The following is a 17,428-nucleotide window of genomic DNA, read 5'->3' on the forward strand; positions in this document are numbered from 1 at the left end:
CCTGCTCACAGTGGGGGGTTGAGATTGAGCTTGGTTCGACGTGAGCGAGGCGTTATCTGAGCTTGATCAGCAAGGCGACAATTGCCGCCCAAGCCAAGGTGATGATTGCCATTGCTACCTTGGCGATCAACAGGCGCTTCAGGTGAGGCGGGAAGTTTTCGACATCAACGGGATCTACATCTCCCACGCGGATATGCGCTTTTGGCCATATCACCAACCCGGCGATCGTCATTACCTCCCAGGCCGAACAAATCAGCCCCCGTTTCCCCAGGCTAGGGCCCCAAATATAGATATAACGGCTGTTTTTCAAGGACTCCTTCATGGCATCCAGGTGACGACGGCTTAGGTATAGGCTGAATATTATGTTTACGAAGCCAAGCACGGTTGGGCCGCCGGCGACCATGAGTGCAATCCAGGGAGGCCATGTATCTATGCTGATCATGGCAGTACAGTTTCATGAAGTTTCTCGCCTGCATATTCACCACCCATAGCACCAAGCGTCGTACCTCCCCACGCGCCAGCTCCCGCCAGAGCCGCTACACAAAGAACCCCTCCAATGCCGTATGTGCGAACACCAAGCGCCAGGCAGAGCTTCCCGCCTGCAAATTTGCCCACTTCTCCACCGACCCAGCCAGCGGCGGTCGACCCAGCAAATTTCCCTCCTTCGGTATACCTGACCCGCTCACAGGCCTCCCTCGAATCCCCATTACAAACCTCCTGAATCGCCAGCAACGAAGACACCCCGCCAATACCAATGCCGATAAACCCGCCCATCTGCATATATTTCGCCGCACGGCTGGTGCTCTTCACATGCGTGGCATACCCCGGTATCTGCCCCGGTGCGCCGGCCTTGTTCCAATGATGAACCAGGCTACGGCTCGAAATGCCCAGGGCGGTTTTCAGCTTGGGATGATCGCCCAGGGTCGTCTGGCCGCGCAGGCGGGTGGAGTTGAGCAGATGCGCGTCGAGCTGAGCGAGCAGCAGCTTACGTTCACTGAAGAATTGCGCAGATCTGAGGTGTCCGTGCTGGCGATAGCTGTCCTGATGCAGACGCTCCATGGCTTGCAGGGTATCGCGCAGGTTGCCCAGGTGCTTTTCCATCACCACCGTGCTGACGCCCAGCCAAGTGGACGTCTGGCCGGTGAAACTGGCGATCTCCGCCGCGTGGCGGTGCATGAAGTCGGCTTGTTCGGCCGTCAGGTCGTCGAGGGCAGCATTTACCGCCTCTGCTGCGGCCATCACCTGCGCTTCTTCGCGGGTGCATTGGTGATTGTTTGGATCGCTCAGCACGACCATCGAACCGGCCTTGACGACATCGCGATGAGGATTGAGTGCTCGAAACATGCGCATCACCGCCGGGTCAGGCGACGGGAACAACGTGGCCTCCAGCGCTTCGCGGGTCACGCTTTTAGGCACGATGTAGAAGCCCGGCTCCTGGGGTTCCATGCGGGTAGAAGTCAGGGGTGGCGGGTTGCTTGGAGCGAAAAACGATTGGCGCGGAGCAGTCGGAGCACTGGTCGCGGGCTGTGGAGTCGGTTGAGCGGCTCGGGTGGCTTGCGGTACAGCGCTTTCGTTCCAATAGCTGGCACTGAACACGGAAGGGATCAGTTGCGCTTTGCAAGGGCAACTGCTGACACTGTCCAGCGTACCGGCCATGCGTCTTCCGTCGCTGATCATGTGCGATATGCCTCCTGCAATCCGATAGGTTTTTCCGTCCTTGCCACAGGTCACCCGATCACCTTCGCAGGCATGGTACAGGCCGTACAGATTGAAACTGGGATCACCATCCACGACTTTTCCGCCGCAGGTGGTTTGATCGCCCTGGCCAATGTAATAACCCCTGCTCATTGGATTTTCTCCTTCATCGAAACGATGAATGAGACGTTGCGGCGCGGGTGAGTCGCAATACCAGCGGCAAGGGTGCTGGGGGCGAATAGGAAAGTTCGTAGGCCGAGATGCGCCTTTTCCTACATCACTGAGTTATCTGTGGCGTGATTTTTCGGGAGACGGTGTATCAGGTGAGCAATCAGTGGTTGAGACTTCGCTATCGCGAGCAGGCTCGCTCCCACAAAGGAAATGTGTCGTAGGTTATTCCGTGCTCCCCAACCCACGCCAATGCTTGAGGCCAATGAAGATGAACCGCAGTTGCTGGGTAATCTTCGCCTGGGGCGTGAGGTGTTCGGGCAGGGCTTGGGCGGGTGGGTCGATGATGTCGGGGAGGGTGGCGAATACGCTTTTGACGATGAGGTCGGCCATCACGCTCAACCCGGGCAGGTCCAGGTGTTGCAGCTTGGGCATGAGGGCCAGGTCGGCGGCCAGGTCCGAGCTGATGTCTTCGCGCAGCCGGGCGATGGCTTGGCGCACCGGCAGCGAGCCGCCATATTGCTCGCGGGCCAGGAACAGGAATTGTGAATGGTTGGCCTGCACCACATCAAGGAAGATCCGCACCGACGCATCGATAATGCCGCCCATGACGAACTCGTTGTGGCGCACCAGGCGGATGGTCTCGCGGAAGGTCTGGCCGACTTCGCTGACCAGTGCCAGGCCCAATTGATCCATGTCGTCGAAGTGCCGGTAGAATCCGGTGGGTACGATGCCTGCCGTCCTGGCAACTTCCCGCAGGCTCAGGCTGCCGAACCCTCGCCCGCATTCCATCAGGTGACGGGCTGCATCCATCAGGGCGGTTCGAGTCTGTTGTTTCTGTTCGGCGCGGGGCAGCATCGCAAAGCTGGCTTCTGGTTCAGGGGAACGACGCACTCTAGCAAATCGACTTTGCCGACGTCGAACGGTAGCGGGGGGACAAGGACTGAATAGGGGCGCTTGAAAAGCAAAAGCCCGATTGCGGGAATCGGGCTTTTTTCCGGGCCGCCATGGGCTCAGCTCACTGTGCCGTTGCGTTCGATCACGCGGTCACCACCGTCGGCGGCAACGAGCTGGCCTTGGGGGGTACGGTCGGAACCGTCGGCCGCCAGTTCTATGCCTTGTGGAGTGCGATCGGAACCATCAGCTGCCAAGGTCTGGCCTTGTGGGGTGCGATCGGTGCCATCAGCGGCAAGGGTCTGGCCTTGTGGGGTGCGGTCGGTGCCATCAGCGGCGAGGGTCTGGCCTTGTGGAGTGCGGTCGGCACCATCGGCGGCCAACGCGTCGCGTTGTGGGGTACGATCGCCACCGCCTTCAACCAGGCCTTTCTGTTCCAGGCGATCACGGCCACCTTCGGCGACGGTCTGGCTGTAGACAGAATGGCTGTCCTTGACCTGAGGTGTGGCTTGTTCGGACGCTGGCAGGGCAAAAGCGGTAGAGGCCAGCAGTGAAAGGGACAGGCTCATCAGTAATTGGCGTTTCATGATCGTTGCTCCTCGGGAGGGCTGAAAAGTGGGTACGAGGGCAATGCTACTCTCGATAAATCGATATAAAAGTTCATAAGCACAATGATAATAATCAACGGAATTGATTGTTCTGGGGGAAGGCTCTAGCACGGGCCTTTCAGGGAAGCGGTTTTGCGCGGTAATGGGTATTTTGTACCCAGTGCTGCCTTCGAAAGGTGCGGAAGAGGTAACAGATAGTTGTCTGGATGGTCAGGATCCAGATCGTTTTTTCTGCCGTTCGTCGCACATGGGGTTAAACCTGTCGGCCGCTTCGCCAGTCCAATCCTTTATTCACAACGGGCCGACCACAGGCTCGGTTTCCCAGTCGTCGTGGTTTGGACGCTGGATTTTTTTTCAGGAGCCTTGTGCATGACGCGCACCTCAAAAATCCTTGCCTGGAGTTTCGCCAGTCTTGTTGCCCTGCTCGCCGTGCTGGTGGTGGTCATCGCTTTCTTCGATTGGAACCGGATCAAGCCTTCGCTCAACGCGAAGGTTTCCGAGGAGTTGCACCGCCCATTCGCTATCAATGGCAACCTGGCCGTGGTCTGGCAGCGCGAAGCGCAGCAAGGGGGTTGGCGCGCCTGGCTGCCCTGGCCGCATGTGGTGGCCGAAGACTTGAGCCTGGGCAATCCGGATTGGTCGAAGACCCCGCAGATGGCGACGCTCAAGCGCGTCGAGTTGCGCATCTCGCCCTTGGCCCTGCTGGCCCGGCGGGTAGCGATTCCCCGTATCGACCTGACCGAGCCCGACGCCAACCTGCAACGCCTGGCCGACGGCCGCGCCAACTGGACGTTTCAGTTCGATCCGAAAGACCCGAATGCCGAACCGTCCAGCTGGGTGGTGGACATCGGTGCTATTGGTTTCGACAAAGGTCACGTCACCCTGGACGACCAGACGCTCAAGACTCGCCTCGACCTGCAGGTCGAGCCGTTGGGCAAACCGATCCCGTTCAGCGATATCGTCGGCGAAAAAGTGGCGACAAAAGCCCGGGAGCAAGGCGCCGCGCCCCAGGATTATGTGTTTGCCCTCAAGGTCAATGGCCAGTACCACGGACAGAGCGTGGTCGGCTCCGGCAAGGTCGGTGGCCTGCTGGCCTTGCAGGACGCGTCGCAGCCCTTTCCGTTGCACGCCCAGGCGAAAATTGCCGACACCCAGGTAGAACTCGCCGGCACCCTGACGGACCCGATGAACCTCGGCGCCCTGGATCTGCGCTTGAAACTGTCCGGCAAGAGCCTGGCCAATCTCTATCCGCTGACCGGCGTGACCCTGCCGGACTCGCCGCCCTACGCCACCGATGGCCACCTGAGCGCCAAGCTCCATGAACCGGGCGGGGCGCTGTTCCGTTACGAAGCCTTCAACGGCAAGATCGGCGACAGCGATATCCACGGCGACCTGGCCTATGTCGCCAGCCAGCCCCGGCCGAAGCTCAGTGGTTCGCTGCTGTCCAACCAGTTGCTGTTCAGCGACCTGGCCCCGTTGATCGGCGCGGACTCCAACACCGAGCAAAAGGCCCGTGGCGCGGCCAGCAAGCAGCCTTCCGACAAGGTGTTGCCGGTGGAAGCGTTTCGCACCGAGCGCTGGAGCGTGATGGACGCCGACGTGGAATTCACTGGCAAGCGTATCGTCCACAGCAAGGACCTACCATTCAGCGACTTGTATACCCATCTGGTGCTCAACGACGGTCAACTGAGCCTTGAACCCCTGCGTTTCGGTGTAGCGGGCGGGCGACTCGATGCGCAGATCCGCCTCGATGGCCGCGCCCAACCCCTTGAGGGCCAGGCGAAGTTGACGGCGCGAGGTTTCAAGCTCAAGCAACTGTTCCCGGGCTTCGAACCGATGAAAACCAGTTTCGGTGAGTTGAACGGCGACGCAGATATCACCGGCCGCGGCAATTCCGTGGCGGCGTTGCTGGGCACTTCCAACGGCAAGCTGAAAATGCTGATCAACGATGGCGCCATCAGTCGCGAGTTGATGGAACTGGCCGGATTGAACGTGGGCAACTACGTGGTGGGAAAAATCTTTGGCGACAAGGAAGTGAAGATCAACTGCGCGGCGGCCGATTTCGACATCAAGACTGGCTTGGCGACCACCCGCCTGTTCGTGTTCGACACCGAGAACGCGATCATCTACATCGACGGCACGGCGGACATGGCCAGCGAGAAACTGGACCTGACCGTCACACCGGAATCCAAGGGTTGGCGGCTGATCTCCCTGCGCTCGCCGCTGTATGTCCGGGGCACCTTCGCCAAGCCCGCCGCCGGCGTCAAGGCCGTGCCGCTGATGCTGCGCGGTGCGGGGATGGTGGCGCTGGGTGTCATCGCGGCACCGGCAGCCGGCTTGCTGGCGCTGGTGGCTCCCAGTGGCGGCGAGCCGAACCAGTGTGCACCGCTGTTGGAGCAGATGAAGGCGGGCAAGGCGCCGGTGACGGTCAAACCTACACGCTAGTCTTGGTTTGCGACGGGGCTACTGGCCCCTCGCGAGCAAGCTTTGCTCCCACAAAGTTCACTCCCGCGTCGAGATCCGGGGGGTATTCACAAAGGCTATGTCCACCTTGAAACCTGTGGGAGCGAGCCTGCTCCGGGCGGCGATCCGACGATAGCGGTATGCCTGATCGGCCAGGAAGTCAGGCCTGAGTCGCACGCGTCTGAAAAAGCGCCTGCGAATTTTTCAATGAATCCCCCGACAGTTGCGCTTCTTCCTCCAGCCATTGGAAGAACGCCCGAACGGGCGGGTGACGCTCGCGGCCCGGTACGCACAAGGCGCTGTAGCCGGCGCCGTCGACCTGCACATGCGGGCGATAACCCACCAGCAAACCGCTGGCGATGCTTTCCGAGGCGAGGATATTGCTCGCCAGCACCAGGCCCTGCCCGGCAATCGCCGCTTGCAGGGCGTAATGTTCCTCGTCGTACTCGCGCATGCGCGGTTGGCGGCTGAGCCAGGTTTCCCCGGCCTGGGCGCACCAGGCTTCCCAGCCGTGGGCGTAGAGCTTGGAGTTGTGCCAGTGCACGCTGATCAGCGTCGGCAGTTGCTGGGACGCCAAGGCCACTTGTTCCGGCGAGCCATAGACCCCGAAATGCTCATCGAACAGGCACAGGCCGTACAGGTTCGGATAGGTCTCCAGGCTGTAGCGCAGCACCAGGTCGACGCTGGCGTCCTGGTGCAGGTCGATCACCTCGCAATGGGTGTCCAGGCGCACGTTGATGTTCGGGTGGCGGGCATAAAAACGGCCCAGGCGCGGCACCAGCCACAGGGCGGCGAACGCGGCGGTGGTGGACAAAGTCAGGTGCGTGGTGCTGCGTTGCGGGCGCAGGGTGTCGACGCTTTGCGCCACCTCCAGCAAGGCCCCATGCAGGCTGTGGAACAGGCGTTGCCCGCCGTCGGTGAGCCGCACCTGGCGAGGCAGGCGTTCGAACAGCATCAGCCCCAGCCAGGTTTCCAATGAGCGGATCTGATGGGAGATCGCCGTCGGCGTGACCGACAATTCCGCTGCGGCGGCCTTGAAACTGAGCAGCCGCGCAGCTGATTCGAAGGCGCGCAAGGCATTGAGCGGCAGGTTGGCGAACATTTGAATTCTCCCTATGGATGAAATTAATTCATCCAGATGAACTAACCCTCATTTGTCTGGAAACAGCTCTGGGTTACAAGCTGCGCAGCACAAGCTGTATTGATTGTAGTCGCAAACGAAGGAGATTCAGATGAGCAATATTCTTGTGGTGCAGGGCAGCCCTCGTGGCGAACGTTCCCATTCCCGGCGCCTGGCGGAAACCTTTGTCTCGGCCTGGCAGGCCGCCCATCCGCAGGCCCAGGTGACGCGTCGCGAAGTCGGTCGGGCGCTGATCGCGCCGGCCAGCGAGGCCTTTATCGCCGCAGCGTTCTACCCGGAGCCCGAGGCACGGCCGCAGGTGATGCAAGCGGACCTGGCCTTGAGCGATGTCTTGGTCGAGGAACTCATGGCCCATGATCGGTTGGTGATCGCCGCGCCCATGTACAACTTCAGCGTTCCCAGCGGCGTGAAGGCCTGGATCGACCAGATCGTGCGCCTCGGGCTGACCTTCAACCACACGCTGGACAACGGTGTGCCGCATTACGAGCCGCTGCTGCACGGCAAGAAAGCGCTGATCGTGACCAGTCGCGGTGGTTTCGGCTTCGGCCCCGGCGGCGAGTGGGAGAGCATGAACCACGCCGATACGATGCTGCGCACGGTCCTGGGGTTCATCGGCATCACCGATGTGACGGTGGTGGCGGCCGAAGGCGAAGAGTCGGCCGAGCGCAGCTTTGCGTTGTCCTGTGCCGAGGCCGAGGAGCGCTTGCTGGCGCTCGCGCGGTCCTTCTGAGAGGGGCTGCTGCGCCCGAGACGTCAGGCCGACCCACTGGGAGCAAGCGCCCTCGCCACGGATTCATCTGGCTGTCATAGACTGGTCATCATCGGTACCGATGCTGAGCACCTCTTGACCGCAAGGATGTCCCCATGTCGCAACGCTGCGCCACTCGCTACCCGCTGGTACTGGTTCCGGGGATGCTCGGCTTCATCCGCCTGGTGTTGTATCCGTACTGGTACGGGATCGTCCCGGCGTTGCGTCGCGGTGGGGCGGTGGTGGTACCGGTAAAGGTCTCGCCGCTGCATTCGTCCGAGGTGCGCGGCGAGCAGTTGCTGGCGCGGATCGAAGAGATCCTGCGGCAAACCGGGGCGTCGAAGGTCAATCTGATCGGCCACAGCCAGGGCAGCCTCACTGCCCGCTATGCGGCGGCCAGGCGCCCGGACCTGGTGGCGTCGGTGACGTCGGTGGCCGGGGCCAACCACGGCTCGGAGTTGGCCGATTACCTGCAGGCTCATTACCCGGCCGACAGCGCCAGGGGGCGCGTACTCAGCGTCGTGTTGCGGCTGGTCAACGCCCTGATGAGTCTGCTCGACAGCGGCTACCGTGGGCCCAGGCTACCGGTGGATGTGCACGCTTCCCATGCTTCCCTGACCACTGCCGGCGTGGCGCTGTTCAACCAGCGTTATCCACAGGGCTTGCCGCCGGCCTGGGGCGGGCACGGGGCCGAAGAGGTCAACGGCGTTCGTTACTACTCCTGGTCCGGGACCTTGCAGCCCGGCAAGACCGACAAGGGGCGCAACCTGTTCGACGGCACCCACCGCAGTTGCCGTTTATTTGCCGGCACCTTCGTCAAGGAAACGGGGCAGTGCGACGGCATGGTCGGGCGCTACAGCTCACACCTGGGCACGGTCATCCGCGACGACTACCCGCTGGACCACTTCGACATCGTCAACCAGTCGCTGGGGCTGGTTGGCAAGGGCGCCGAACCGATTGGTCTGTTTGTCGAGCATGCCGAGCGGTTGAAGGCTGCTGGGGTGTAGGCCGGTGTAACAAGCTTTGTCTACACTGCACTTCACCACCGCACCCTCGTGCGGCCCTCAGGAGAAACACCATGAAGATGCTGCGTGTCCCTTTGTTGATGATGGGTCTGTTGCTGTGCGCCCAAGGTTTTGCCGCCACGGCGCAACAGACCAAGATGACCACCTGCAACGCCGACGCCACCGCCAAGGCGCTCAAGGGTGACGAGCGCAAAGCCTTCATGAGCAATTGCCTCAAGGCCGCCCCTGCCGCCCCCGCCGCCACGGCTGCACCGACTACGCCGCAGGAACGCATGAAGACCTGCAACGCCACGGCCACCACCAAGGCCTTGAAGGGCGATGCGCGCAAAGCGTTCATGAGTGATTGCCTGAAGACCAAATAAGCCGGTCTGTGGGGCCTATCTCCTGTAGGAGCGGGCGTGCTCGCGAAAGCGGTGTGTCAGCCAGCATCAATGTCGCTGACAGATCGCATTCGCGAGCACGCCTGCTCCCACAGGAAAAGCAGTGGGAGCAAGGCCTGCGCGCTGAGGCCCTCACAGGCGCTAAAAAAACACCTGAACCTCGACCAAGGTCGGCCGATACAATCTCTAGTGCTGCCGGTGGAACGCTGGCAGACTTGCGATTCTCTCTGCCGTTTTGTCCCGAGGCTGTATGCCAACGTTTTCTCAGCGTCATGTGTTGTTGGTGATCAGTTGGGTGATCATTTTTGGTGGGTTGTTGATGATGCTGCCGTTGCGCCTGGTGCCGAGCCTGCTGGCCGGCTTGCTGGTGTTCGAGCTGGTCAATATGCTCACCCCGCAGTTGCAACGCCTGATCGAAGGCCGGCGTGCCCGCTGGCTGGCGGTGGCATTGCTGGGCACCCTGGTGGTCAGTGTGCTGACCTTGATCTTCGCCGGTGCCTTCAGCTTCTTGCTGCACGAGGCGGAAAATCCCGGCGCATCCCTGGATAAGTTCATGGGGGTGGTCGAGCGCGCCCGTGGTCAGTTGCCACCCTTCCTCGATGCTTACCTGCCGGCCAGCGCCGCCGAGTTCCGGGTGGCGATCGGTGACTGGGTGAGCAAGCACCTGAGTGATTTGCAACTGGTGGGCAAGGACGTCGCGCACATGTTCGTGACGTTGCTGATCGGCATGGTGCTGGGGGCCATTGTCGCCTTGCAGCGCATCCCCGACCTGACCAAGCGCAAACCCCTGGCCGCCGCGTTGTACGATCGCCTGAGCCTGTTGGTCCAGGCGTTTCGCAACATCGTCTTCGCCCAGATCAAGATTTCCCTGCTCAACACGTTCTTCACCGGGATTTTCCTGGCGGTGGTGCTGCCACTGTTCGGCATCAAGCTGCCGTTGACCAAGACCCTGATCGTGATGACCTTCCTGCTGGGGCTGCTGCCGGTGATCGGCAACCTGATGTCCAACACCCTGATCACCATCGTCGGCCTGTCGCTGTCGATCTGGGTGGCGGTGGCGGCGCTGGGCTACCTGATCGTGATCCACAAGCTCGAGTATTTCCTCAATGCCCGCATTGTCGGCGGGCAGATCAGCGCCAAGTCCTGGGAACTGCTCATGGCGATGCTGGTGTTCGAAGCCGCGTTCGGCCTGCCGGGGGTGGTGGCGGGGCCGATCTACTATGCGTACCTCAAGAGTGAGTTGAAGCAGTTGGGGATGGTTTGATTTGATAGGCGTCGCCTGTTCTGACGTCATCGCGAGCAGGCTCGCTCCCACAGTTGACCGCGTTCTTTCAGACGGAACGCAGTTCAATGTGGGAGCGAGCCTGCTCGCGATGGTTGCGCCTCGGTATCAGCTCAGGCCTGCGCGCCGTAGCGCTTCATCGCCTCGATCGCCAACCCGCTGCCGATGCTGCCAAAGATATTGCCTTCGACATGCCGCGCCTGGGGCAGCATGGCCGAGACGCCGTTGCGCAGCGCCGGGATGCCGCTGGAGCCGCCGGTGAAGAACACCGTGTTCACCTGCTCTACGCCGACGTTGGCCTCGGCGAGCAGTTGCGTGACGCTGGCGCGCACCCGTTCCAGCAGCCCATCGATGGCCGACTCGAACAGCGCCCGGCTCAGCTCCACGCTCAAGCCCGGCTCGATCCGGTCCAGCGCCACCTGACGCTGCTCGGTGTGGGTCAGCTGGATCTTGGTCTCTTCCACTTCCATGGCCAACCAGTGCCCGGCTCGCTGTTCGATCAACTTGAACAGCCGGTCGATGCCGCCGGTGTCTTCGATGTCGTAGCGCATGCTGTTCAAGGCCAGGGTCGACTTTTGCGAGTACACCGAGTTGATGGTGTGCCAGGTCGCCAGGTTCATGTGGTGGCTGGTGGGCATGTAGGCGCCGCTTTTCATCCGGCTGCCGTAGCCGAACAGCGGCATCAGGCCCTGCAAGCTCAGCTGTTTGTCGAAGTCGGTACCGCCGATGTGCACGCCGCCGGTGGCGAGGATGTCGTCGTGACGGTTGTCGTGGTTACGACGCTCGGGTGACAGGCGCACCAGGGAGAAGTCCGAGGTACCGCCGCCGATGTCGACGATCAACACCAACTCTTCCTTATCGATGGTCGATTCATAGTCGAAGGCCGCCGCGATGGGCTCGTACTGGAACGAAACTTCCTTGAAACCGATGGCGCGGGCGACGTCCGCCAGGGTGTTTTCCGCTTCCTGGTCGGCGGCTTCGTCGTCGTCGACGAAAAACACCGGACGGCCCAGCACCACGGCTTCGAACTCCCGGCCCGCAGTGGCTTCGGCGCGCTTCTTCAGTTGGCCGATGAACAGGCCCAGCAAATCCTTGAACGGCATCGCAGTGCCCAGCACGCTGGTGTCGTGCTTGATCAACTTGGAGCCCAGCAGGCTCTTGAGCGAGCGCATCAGCCGGCCTTCGTAGCCTTCCAGGTATTCGTGCAGGGCCAGGCGGCCATACACCGGACGGCGCTCCTCGAGATTGAAAAAGACCACCGAGGGCAGGGTGATCTTGTCGTCCTCCAGCGCGATCAACGTTTCCATGCCGGGACGCAGCCAGCCGACAGTGGAGTTGGACGTGCCGAAGTCGATGCCGCAGGCACGGGCCGGGGATGCGGTTTTCATGTCTTTGAGGTTCCGGTCAAAAAAACGGCCGCGCAGTGTATGCCAGTGTGGCGCGGATTCGAAGGCCAGTTATCTGCTAATTCACGAACATTGGCCTTGAAAGACGCGGTTTTATCCCCAAACTTGCAGGCATAGGTCTGGCAGCGCAGGGCGGATAGAAGAACCGCCACCGGCTGCCGATAAACTTTTTCAAGCACCGCCTGGTCACAAACCTTGAGATTGATCAAGCCCAGGGGCCTGGACCCGGGCATGCTGCACAGGGCGGTGCGATATCGATAACGGATGGTGATCCTTCGATGGACTTCAAAGACTATTACAAGATCCTGGGTGTCGAGCCGACGGCTGACGACGCCACGATCAAGGCCGCCTATCGCAAGCTGGCGCGCAAGTACCACCCGGATGTGAGCAAGGAAAAGGACGCCGAGACCAAGTTCAAGGACGTCTCCGAAGCCTATGAAGCGCTGAAAAGCGCCGACAAACGCGCCGAATACGATGATCTGCGCCGTTACGGTCAGCACGGCCAGCCGTTCCAGGGCCCGCCGGGCTGGCAGAGCCGTGGCGGTTTTGGTGGCCAGGACGGGGGGGATTTCTCGGACTTCTTCAGTTCGATCTTCGGTAATCGTGGGCCGGGTTTTGGTGGCGGACAGTCAGGTCGCAGCGCCGGCCGTCGAGGGCAAGACGTGGAAATGGAATTACCGATTTTCCTGGAAGAGACCCTGTCCAACGACTCGAAAAAGGTCAGTTTCCAGGTGCCGCAATACAACGCGGCCGGCCAGCACGTGAGCAACACCAGCAAGAGCCTGAACGTGAAGATCCCGCTGGGGGTGACCGAGGGCGAGCGCATCCGCCTCAAGGGCCAGGGTGCGCCGGGTATTGGTGGCGGCGCCAATGGCGATTTGTACCTGACCATTCGTTTTGCGCCGCACCCCAAGTTCGACGTCGAAGGCCAGGATCTGATCATCACCTTGCCCCTGGCGCCGTGGGAACTGGCGCTGGGCACCGAAGTGGCGGTCCCGACCCTCACCGGCAAGATCAACCTCAAGGTCCCGGCCGGCAGCCAGAACGGCCAGCGCATGCGCGCCAAGGGCCACGGCTTGCGCAACAAGGCGGGCGAGCGTGGTTACCTGTTCGTGCAACTCAAGGCCGTGATGCCCAAGGCCAGCGACGACGCGGTCAAGGCGCTGTGGGCGGAACTGGCGAAGAAGGCGGCGTTCGATCCGCGGGAGAACTTCTGACCGGCTGCAACCCCTGTGGCGAGGGAGCTTGCTCCCGCTGGGACGGTCCGACGCCTCGGGCGCAGCAGCCCCAAAACCATGCGACACGGAGCAGCAGGAAAAACCGGTTGGCAGGTTTTTACGACTGCTGCGCAGCCGAGCGGGAGCATGCTCCCTCGCCACAGTTATCGCCGGACTTGCCGCAATTCTGACTAGACTCGACAGTTAAAGCATTGGGAGAAGCAGCATATGAGCAACCCGATCATTGAACTGAACCTGATGGAATTCTGCGAGGCCGCCGCGTTGGCGGATGTCCATGTGATCGAGATCGTCGAGCACGGCATCCTCGAGCCCCATGGCGCGGCCCCGAAGGACTGGACATTCACCGATTACGAACTGGTCCTGGCCCGCCGCGCCGCCAAGCTGCGGCGCGAGCTGGAACTGGAATGGGACGGCGTCGCCCTGGCGCTGGACCTGCTGGAGGAAGTGCAGCAACTGCGCAACGAGAACCGTATGCTCAAGCAACGGCTGGGGCGGTTGGTGGAGTGAAACCAGACGAGAGGCAGTTGGAATACCTGTGGCGAGGGAGCTTGCTCCCGCTGGCCTGCGTGAAGCAGGCCCAAAACCATTCACCGCGTTCCGTCAGCCAGAAGGGCGCTGCTGGTTTGGGGCTACTGCGTAGCCCAGCGGGAGCAAGCTCCCTCGCCACAGGTTCTGCGTTCGGTCAGGTCAGCCATTCAAAACAGAAAATACCGCTGCGCCATCGGCAGCACCTCGGCCGGTTCGCACCACAGCAGCACCCCATCGGCCTTGACCTGGTAGGTCTGCGGATCGACGTCGATGTGCGGCAGGTAGTCGTTGTGAATCAGGTCGGTCTTCTGCACGTCCCGGCAACCTTTGACCACGGCGATTCTTTTCTTGAGCCCGAGCTGTTCCGGTAACCCCGCCTCGGCGGCGGCCTGGCTGATGAAGGTCAGGCAGGTGGCGTGTCGCGAACCGCCGAAACTGGCGAACATCGGTCGGTAGTGCACCGGTTGCGGCGTCGGGATCGAGGCGTTGGCGTCGCCCATCAGGCTGGCGGCAATCGCTCCGCCTTTGAGAATCAAGGTCGGCTTGACCCCGAAGAACGCCGGACGCCAGAGCACCAGGTCGGCCCACTTGCCCACTTCGACGGAACCTACTTCATGGCTGATGCCGTGGGTGATCGCCGGGTTGACGGTGTATTTGGCGATGTAGCGCTTGATGCGGAAGTTGTCGTTGCCTTCGCCGTCGCCGGGCAGGGCGCCGCGCTGTTTCTTCATCTTGTCGGCGGTCTGCCAGGTGCGGGTGATGACTTCGCCGACGCGGCCCATGGCCTGGCTGTCGGAGCTGATCATCGAGAACGCGCCGAGGTCGTGGAGGATGTCTTCGGCGGCGATGGTTTCGCGGCGGATGCGGCTTTCGGCGAACGCGACGTCCTCGGCGATGCTCGGGTCCAGGTGATGGCAGACCATCAGCATGTCCAGGTGTTCGTCGATGGTGTTGCGGGTGAACGGCCGGGTCGGGTTGGTGGAGCTGGGCAGCACGTTGGGGAAGCCGCAGGCCTTGATGATGTCCGGCGCATGACCGCCACCGGCACCTTCGGTGTGGTAGGTATGGATGGTGCGGCCCTTGAACGCGGCGAGGGTGGTTTCCACGAAACCGGACTCGTTAAGGGTGTCGGTGTGGATCGCCACTTGTACGTCGTACTGATCGGCCACGCTCAGGCAGTTGTCGATGGCGGCCGGGGTGGTGCCCCAGTCTTCGTGCAGTTTCAGGCCGATGGCACCGGCCTTGACCTGCTCGATCAACGGCTCCGGCAGGCTGGCGTTGCCTTTGCCGGTGAAACCGATGTTCATTGCAAAGGCGTCGGCGGCCTGGAGCATGCGCGCCAGGTGCCACGGCCCGGAGGTGCAAGTGGTGGCATTGGTCCCGGTAGCCGGGCCCGTGCCGCCGCCGATCATGGTGGTGACGCCGCTCATCAGCGCTTCTTCGATCTGCTGCGGGCAGATGAAATGGATGTGGGTGTCGATACCGCCGGCGGTGAGGATCATGCCTTCACCGGCGATCACTTCGGTGCTGGCGCCGATGGCGATGGTCACGCCGGGCTGGATGTCCGGGTTGCCGGCCTTGCCGATGGCGGCGATGCGACCGTCCTTGAGGCCGACATCGGCCTTGACGATGCCCCAGTGGTCGATGATCAGCGCGTTGGTGATCAAGGTGTCGACGACGTCGGCGGCCAGTAACTGACCCTGGCCCATGCCGTCGCGGATCACCTTGCCGCCGCCGAACTTCACTTCTTCGCCGTAGGTGGTGAAGTCCTTTTCCACTTCGACCCACAGCTCGGTGTCGGCCAGGCGGACCTTGTCGCCGACGGTGGGGCCGAACATGTCGGCGTAGGCTTGTCTCGAAATCTTCATGTGCTCGCCTTGAGATTCTTAAGTCGTATGCAGTCCATTGTGGCGAGGGAGCTTGCTCCCGCTGGGCTGCGCAGCGGCCCTCGATTTTTTGCGGTCGCTGCGCAACCGAGCGGGAGCAAGCTCCCTCGCCACGAGAGCGTGTCAGTCCAGATCGCCCATGACCCGTCCGGCAAACCCGAACACCCGGCGATGCCCGGCCAGGTCCACCAGTTCCACCTCGCGGCTCTGGCCCGGTTCGAAGCGCACGGCGGTGCCGGCCGGGATGTTCAGGCGCATGCCACGGCAGGCCTCGCGGTCGAAGGCCAGGGCGTCGTTGGTCTCGAAAAAGTGATAGTGCGAGCCGACCTGGATCGGCCGGTCGCCGCGGTTGGCAACGTTCAGCGTGAGCGTGCGGCGGCCGACGTTGAGTTCGATGTCGCCAGGCTGGACCTGGTATTGCCCTGGAATCATTGCGGTTGCCCCAAAATCTTGTAGTAAATGGCGGTCGGGGTGGATGTCCCATCCGGGCTCAGGCAGTAGTCGGGCAGTTCGCCGACGCGGGTGTAGCCCATGGCGCGGTAGAACGCCTCGGCTTCGGAGCCGGCCTGGGTGTCGAGGTACAGCAGGCCACGCTTGTGCTGGCGGGCGCCGAGTTCCAGGGCGCTCATCAATTGCTGGCCCAGGCCCCGGCGGCGGGCCTCGCCGCGCACCAGCAGCTTCTGCACTTCGGCGCGGTTGAGGCCATTGGGCTTCTGGCACAGGGCAAGCTGGACGCTGGCCTGCACCTGTTCATCCTTGACCACCACCCACAGCAGCAGGTGGCCCTGGTTGAGGCTGGCCTGGACCTCGTCGAAATAGGCGCGGGCCTGGGCGGCATCGAGGTCGGCCATGAACCCCACGCTGGCGCCGTACCCGACGGCGTCGAGCAACAGATCGATCAGGCCCTGGCGATAATGCGCAAAGCTTTCGGCGTGGACTCGACGCAACTGGGCGGGGTTCATAGGCATCACTCCTTGTCGAAGACGGGCGGCAGCGCCCCGGGATTGAGGACCAACTGCATGAAGGTCAGATCCAGCCAGCGGCCGAACTTGATGCCCACCTGGGGCATCTGCCCGGTGGTGACAAAACCGGCGCGCTCGTGCAGGCGAATCGAGGCGGCATTGCCGCTCTCGATGGCGGCGACCATGACGTGTTTGCCACAGGCCCTGGCGCGCTCGATCAGCGCGCTCATCAACAACGGGCCGAGGCCATTGCCGCGCTGGTCGCGGCGCACGTAGACCGAATGCTCCACGGTGTGCCGGTAACCATCGAAGGGTCGCCAGTCGCCGAATGAAGCGTAGCCGAGTACGTTCTGCTCGCCATCGACGATCACCAGCACCGGATAACCCTGGGATTGCCGGGCGCTGAGCCAGGCCTGGCGGTTGCCCAGGTCCACGAGCTGTTCATTCCAGATCGCCGTGGTGTTGAGCACCGCGTCGTTGTAGATCTCGCGGATCGCCGGCAGGTCAGTGGGCAGGGCGTCACGAATGACAGAGGTCATGGCGCATCCTCAGGCGATGGGCTGGTGGACGGTGACCAGTTTGGTGCCGTCGGGAAACGTCGCCTCGACCTGGATCTCGGGGATCATTTCCGGGATGCCTTCCATCACCTGTTCGCGGTTGAGCAGGGTAGTGCCGTAATGCATCAACTCGGCCACGGTCTGACCGTCACGGGCGCCTTCGAGCAGGGCCGCGGAGATATAGGCCATGGCCTCCGGATAATTGAGCTTCAAGCCACGAGCCAACCGTCGTTCGGCGACGAGGCCGGCGGTGAAGATCAGCAGCTTGTCTTTTTCGCGTGGGGTCAGGTCCATGTGCAATCCATAAGGGCAGGTAAAAAATTGTCTCTGTAAAATACATTCCACTGTGGGAGCAAAAACCTGGTTGGGAGCAAAGCTTGCTCGCGATAGCAGCGCCTCGGTCGCTCAGATGGACCGCGTCATCGTTTATCGCGAGCAAGCTTTGCT

The 17,428-nt window shown here is 62.1% G+C and carries 19 protein-coding genes; 7 read left to right on the forward strand and 12 right to left on the reverse strand.

All coding sequences use genetic code 11. From position 1 onward, the window contains the following. Window positions 1–52 precede the first annotated feature (52 nt). The 4 genes from ACODSJ_RS10080 to ACODSJ_RS10095 all read right to left on the reverse strand — a co-directional run bounded on the left by ACODSJ_RS10080 (window position 53) and on the right by ACODSJ_RS10095 (window position 3,344). A complete protein-coding gene (locus ACODSJ_RS10080) occupies window positions 53–442 on the reverse strand; it encodes a hypothetical protein (protein WP_489101586.1) in 390 nt (129 codons plus the stop codon). Then, window positions 439–1,848 carry a PAAR domain-containing protein gene (locus ACODSJ_RS10085; protein WP_489101587.1) on the reverse strand — a complete coding sequence of 470 codons (1,410 nt, stop codon included), beginning with the start codon at window positions 1,846–1,848 and terminating at the stop codon, window positions 439–441. The genes ACODSJ_RS10080 and ACODSJ_RS10085 overlap by 4 nt, the downstream gene beginning before the upstream one ends. 240 nt (window positions 1,849–2,088) lie before the next feature. After that, window positions 2,089–2,721, reverse strand: coding sequence for a TetR family transcriptional regulator (locus ACODSJ_RS10090; RefSeq protein ID WP_489101671.1), 633 nt, complete (start codon window positions 2,719–2,721; stop codon window positions 2,089–2,091). 155 nt (window positions 2,722–2,876) lie between these two features. Next, window positions 2,877–3,344, reverse strand: a complete 468-nt coding sequence (locus tag ACODSJ_RS10095; protein WP_489101588.1) for a hypothetical protein — start codon at window positions 3,342–3,344, stop codon at window positions 2,877–2,879. 390 nt (window positions 3,345–3,734) lie between these two features. On the opposite strand from ACODSJ_RS10095, the gene ACODSJ_RS10100 reads away from it, so the two are divergent. Then, window positions 3,735–5,810 carry an AsmA family protein gene (locus ACODSJ_RS10100; RefSeq protein WP_489101589.1) on the forward strand — a complete coding sequence of 692 codons (2,076 nt, stop codon included), beginning with the start codon at window positions 3,735–3,737 and terminating at the stop codon, window positions 5,808–5,810. A gap of 178 nt (window positions 5,811–5,988) precedes the next feature. On the opposite strand, the gene ACODSJ_RS10105 is transcribed toward ACODSJ_RS10100, so the two are convergent. Next, window positions 5,989–6,930, reverse strand: coding sequence for a LysR substrate-binding domain-containing protein (locus ACODSJ_RS10105; RefSeq protein WP_489101590.1), 942 nt, complete (start codon window positions 6,928–6,930; stop codon window positions 5,989–5,991). Between the two features lie 130 nt (window positions 6,931–7,060). Here ACODSJ_RS10105 and ACODSJ_RS10110 point away from each other — a divergent pair, with 130 nt between their 5' ends. The 4 genes from ACODSJ_RS10110 to ACODSJ_RS10125 all read left to right on the forward strand — a co-directional run bounded on the left by ACODSJ_RS10110 (window position 7,061) and on the right by ACODSJ_RS10125 (window position 10,386). Further along, window positions 7,061–7,699, forward strand: a complete 639-nt coding sequence (locus ACODSJ_RS10110) for an FMN-dependent NADH-azoreductase (RefSeq protein ID WP_489101591.1) — start codon at window positions 7,061–7,063, stop codon at window positions 7,697–7,699. A 134-nt stretch (window positions 7,700–7,833) separates the two neighbouring features. Further along, entirely contained in the window at window positions 7,834–8,724 is an 891-nt protein-coding gene (locus ACODSJ_RS10115) for an alpha/beta fold hydrolase (RefSeq protein WP_489101592.1), read from the forward strand. A gap of 71 nt (window positions 8,725–8,795) precedes the next feature. After that, window positions 8,796–9,104 carry a PsiF family protein gene (locus ACODSJ_RS10120; protein WP_489101593.1) on the forward strand — a complete coding sequence of 103 codons (309 nt, stop codon included), beginning with the start codon at window positions 8,796–8,798 and terminating at the stop codon, window positions 9,102–9,104. A 268-nt stretch (window positions 9,105–9,372) separates the two neighbouring features. Further along, window positions 9,373–10,386, forward strand: a complete 1,014-nt coding sequence (locus tag ACODSJ_RS10125; protein ID WP_489101594.1) for an AI-2E family transporter — start codon at window positions 9,373–9,375, stop codon at window positions 10,384–10,386. A 131-nt stretch (window positions 10,387–10,517) separates the two neighbouring features. On the opposite strand, the gene ACODSJ_RS10130 is transcribed toward ACODSJ_RS10125, so the two are convergent. Together ACODSJ_RS10130 and ACODSJ_RS10135 are read right to left on the reverse strand one after the other, a co-directional pair. Then, complete coding sequence (locus ACODSJ_RS10130; RefSeq protein ID WP_489101595.1) at window positions 10,518–11,792, reverse strand: Hsp70 family protein; 1,275 nt, start codon at window positions 11,790–11,792, stop codon at window positions 10,518–10,520. Next, window positions 11,789–12,019, reverse strand: a complete 231-nt coding sequence (locus tag ACODSJ_RS10135; RefSeq protein WP_489101596.1) for a hypothetical protein — start codon at window positions 12,017–12,019, stop codon at window positions 11,789–11,791. Before ACODSJ_RS10135 ends, ACODSJ_RS10130 begins: the two co-directional genes overlap by 4 nt. Window positions 12,020–12,088: 69 nt before the next feature. Here ACODSJ_RS10135 and ACODSJ_RS10140 point away from each other — a divergent pair, with 69 nt between their 5' ends. Then, window positions 12,089–13,027 carry a DnaJ C-terminal domain-containing protein gene (locus tag ACODSJ_RS10140; protein WP_489101597.1) on the forward strand — a complete coding sequence of 313 codons (939 nt, stop codon included), beginning with the start codon at window positions 12,089–12,091 and terminating at the stop codon, window positions 13,025–13,027. 228 nt (window positions 13,028–13,255) lie between these two features. After that, window positions 13,256–13,555 (forward strand): chaperone modulator CbpM, encoded by a 300-nt coding sequence (locus ACODSJ_RS10145; protein WP_489101598.1) that lies wholly within the window; start codon window positions 13,256–13,258, stop codon window positions 13,553–13,555. Window positions 13,556–13,743: 188 nt separating this feature from the next. On the opposite strand, the gene ureC is transcribed toward ACODSJ_RS10145, so the two are convergent. From ureC to ureA, 5 genes are all read right to left on the reverse strand, one after another. Next, entirely contained in the window at window positions 13,744–15,444 is a 1,701-nt protein-coding gene (gene ureC / locus ACODSJ_RS10150; protein ID WP_489101599.1) for an urease subunit alpha, read from the reverse strand. 141 nt (window positions 15,445–15,585) lie between these two features. After that, a complete protein-coding gene (locus ACODSJ_RS10155; protein ID WP_489101600.1) occupies window positions 15,586–15,894 on the reverse strand; it encodes an urease subunit beta in 309 nt (102 codons plus the stop codon). After that, window positions 15,891–16,424 (reverse strand): GNAT family N-acetyltransferase, encoded by a 534-nt coding sequence (locus ACODSJ_RS10160; protein WP_489101601.1) that lies wholly within the window; start codon window positions 16,422–16,424, stop codon window positions 15,891–15,893. Before ACODSJ_RS10160 ends, ACODSJ_RS10155 begins: the two co-directional genes overlap by 4 nt. Window positions 16,425–16,429: 5 nt before the next feature. Further along, the gene (locus tag ACODSJ_RS10165) at window positions 16,430–16,963 is read right to left on the reverse strand and encodes a GNAT family N-acetyltransferase (protein ID WP_489101602.1); all 534 of its coding nucleotides are present in this window, start codon (window positions 16,961–16,963) and stop codon (window positions 16,430–16,432) included. 9 nt (window positions 16,964–16,972) lie between these two features. Continuing rightward, window positions 16,973–17,275 carry an urease subunit gamma gene (ureA, locus tag ACODSJ_RS10170; RefSeq protein WP_123415109.1) on the reverse strand — a complete coding sequence of 101 codons (303 nt, stop codon included), beginning with the start codon at window positions 17,273–17,275 and terminating at the stop codon, window positions 16,973–16,975. Window positions 17,276–17,428: the final 153 nt, after the last annotated feature.

Source organism: Pseudomonas sp. FG6, from assembly GCF_057809015.1.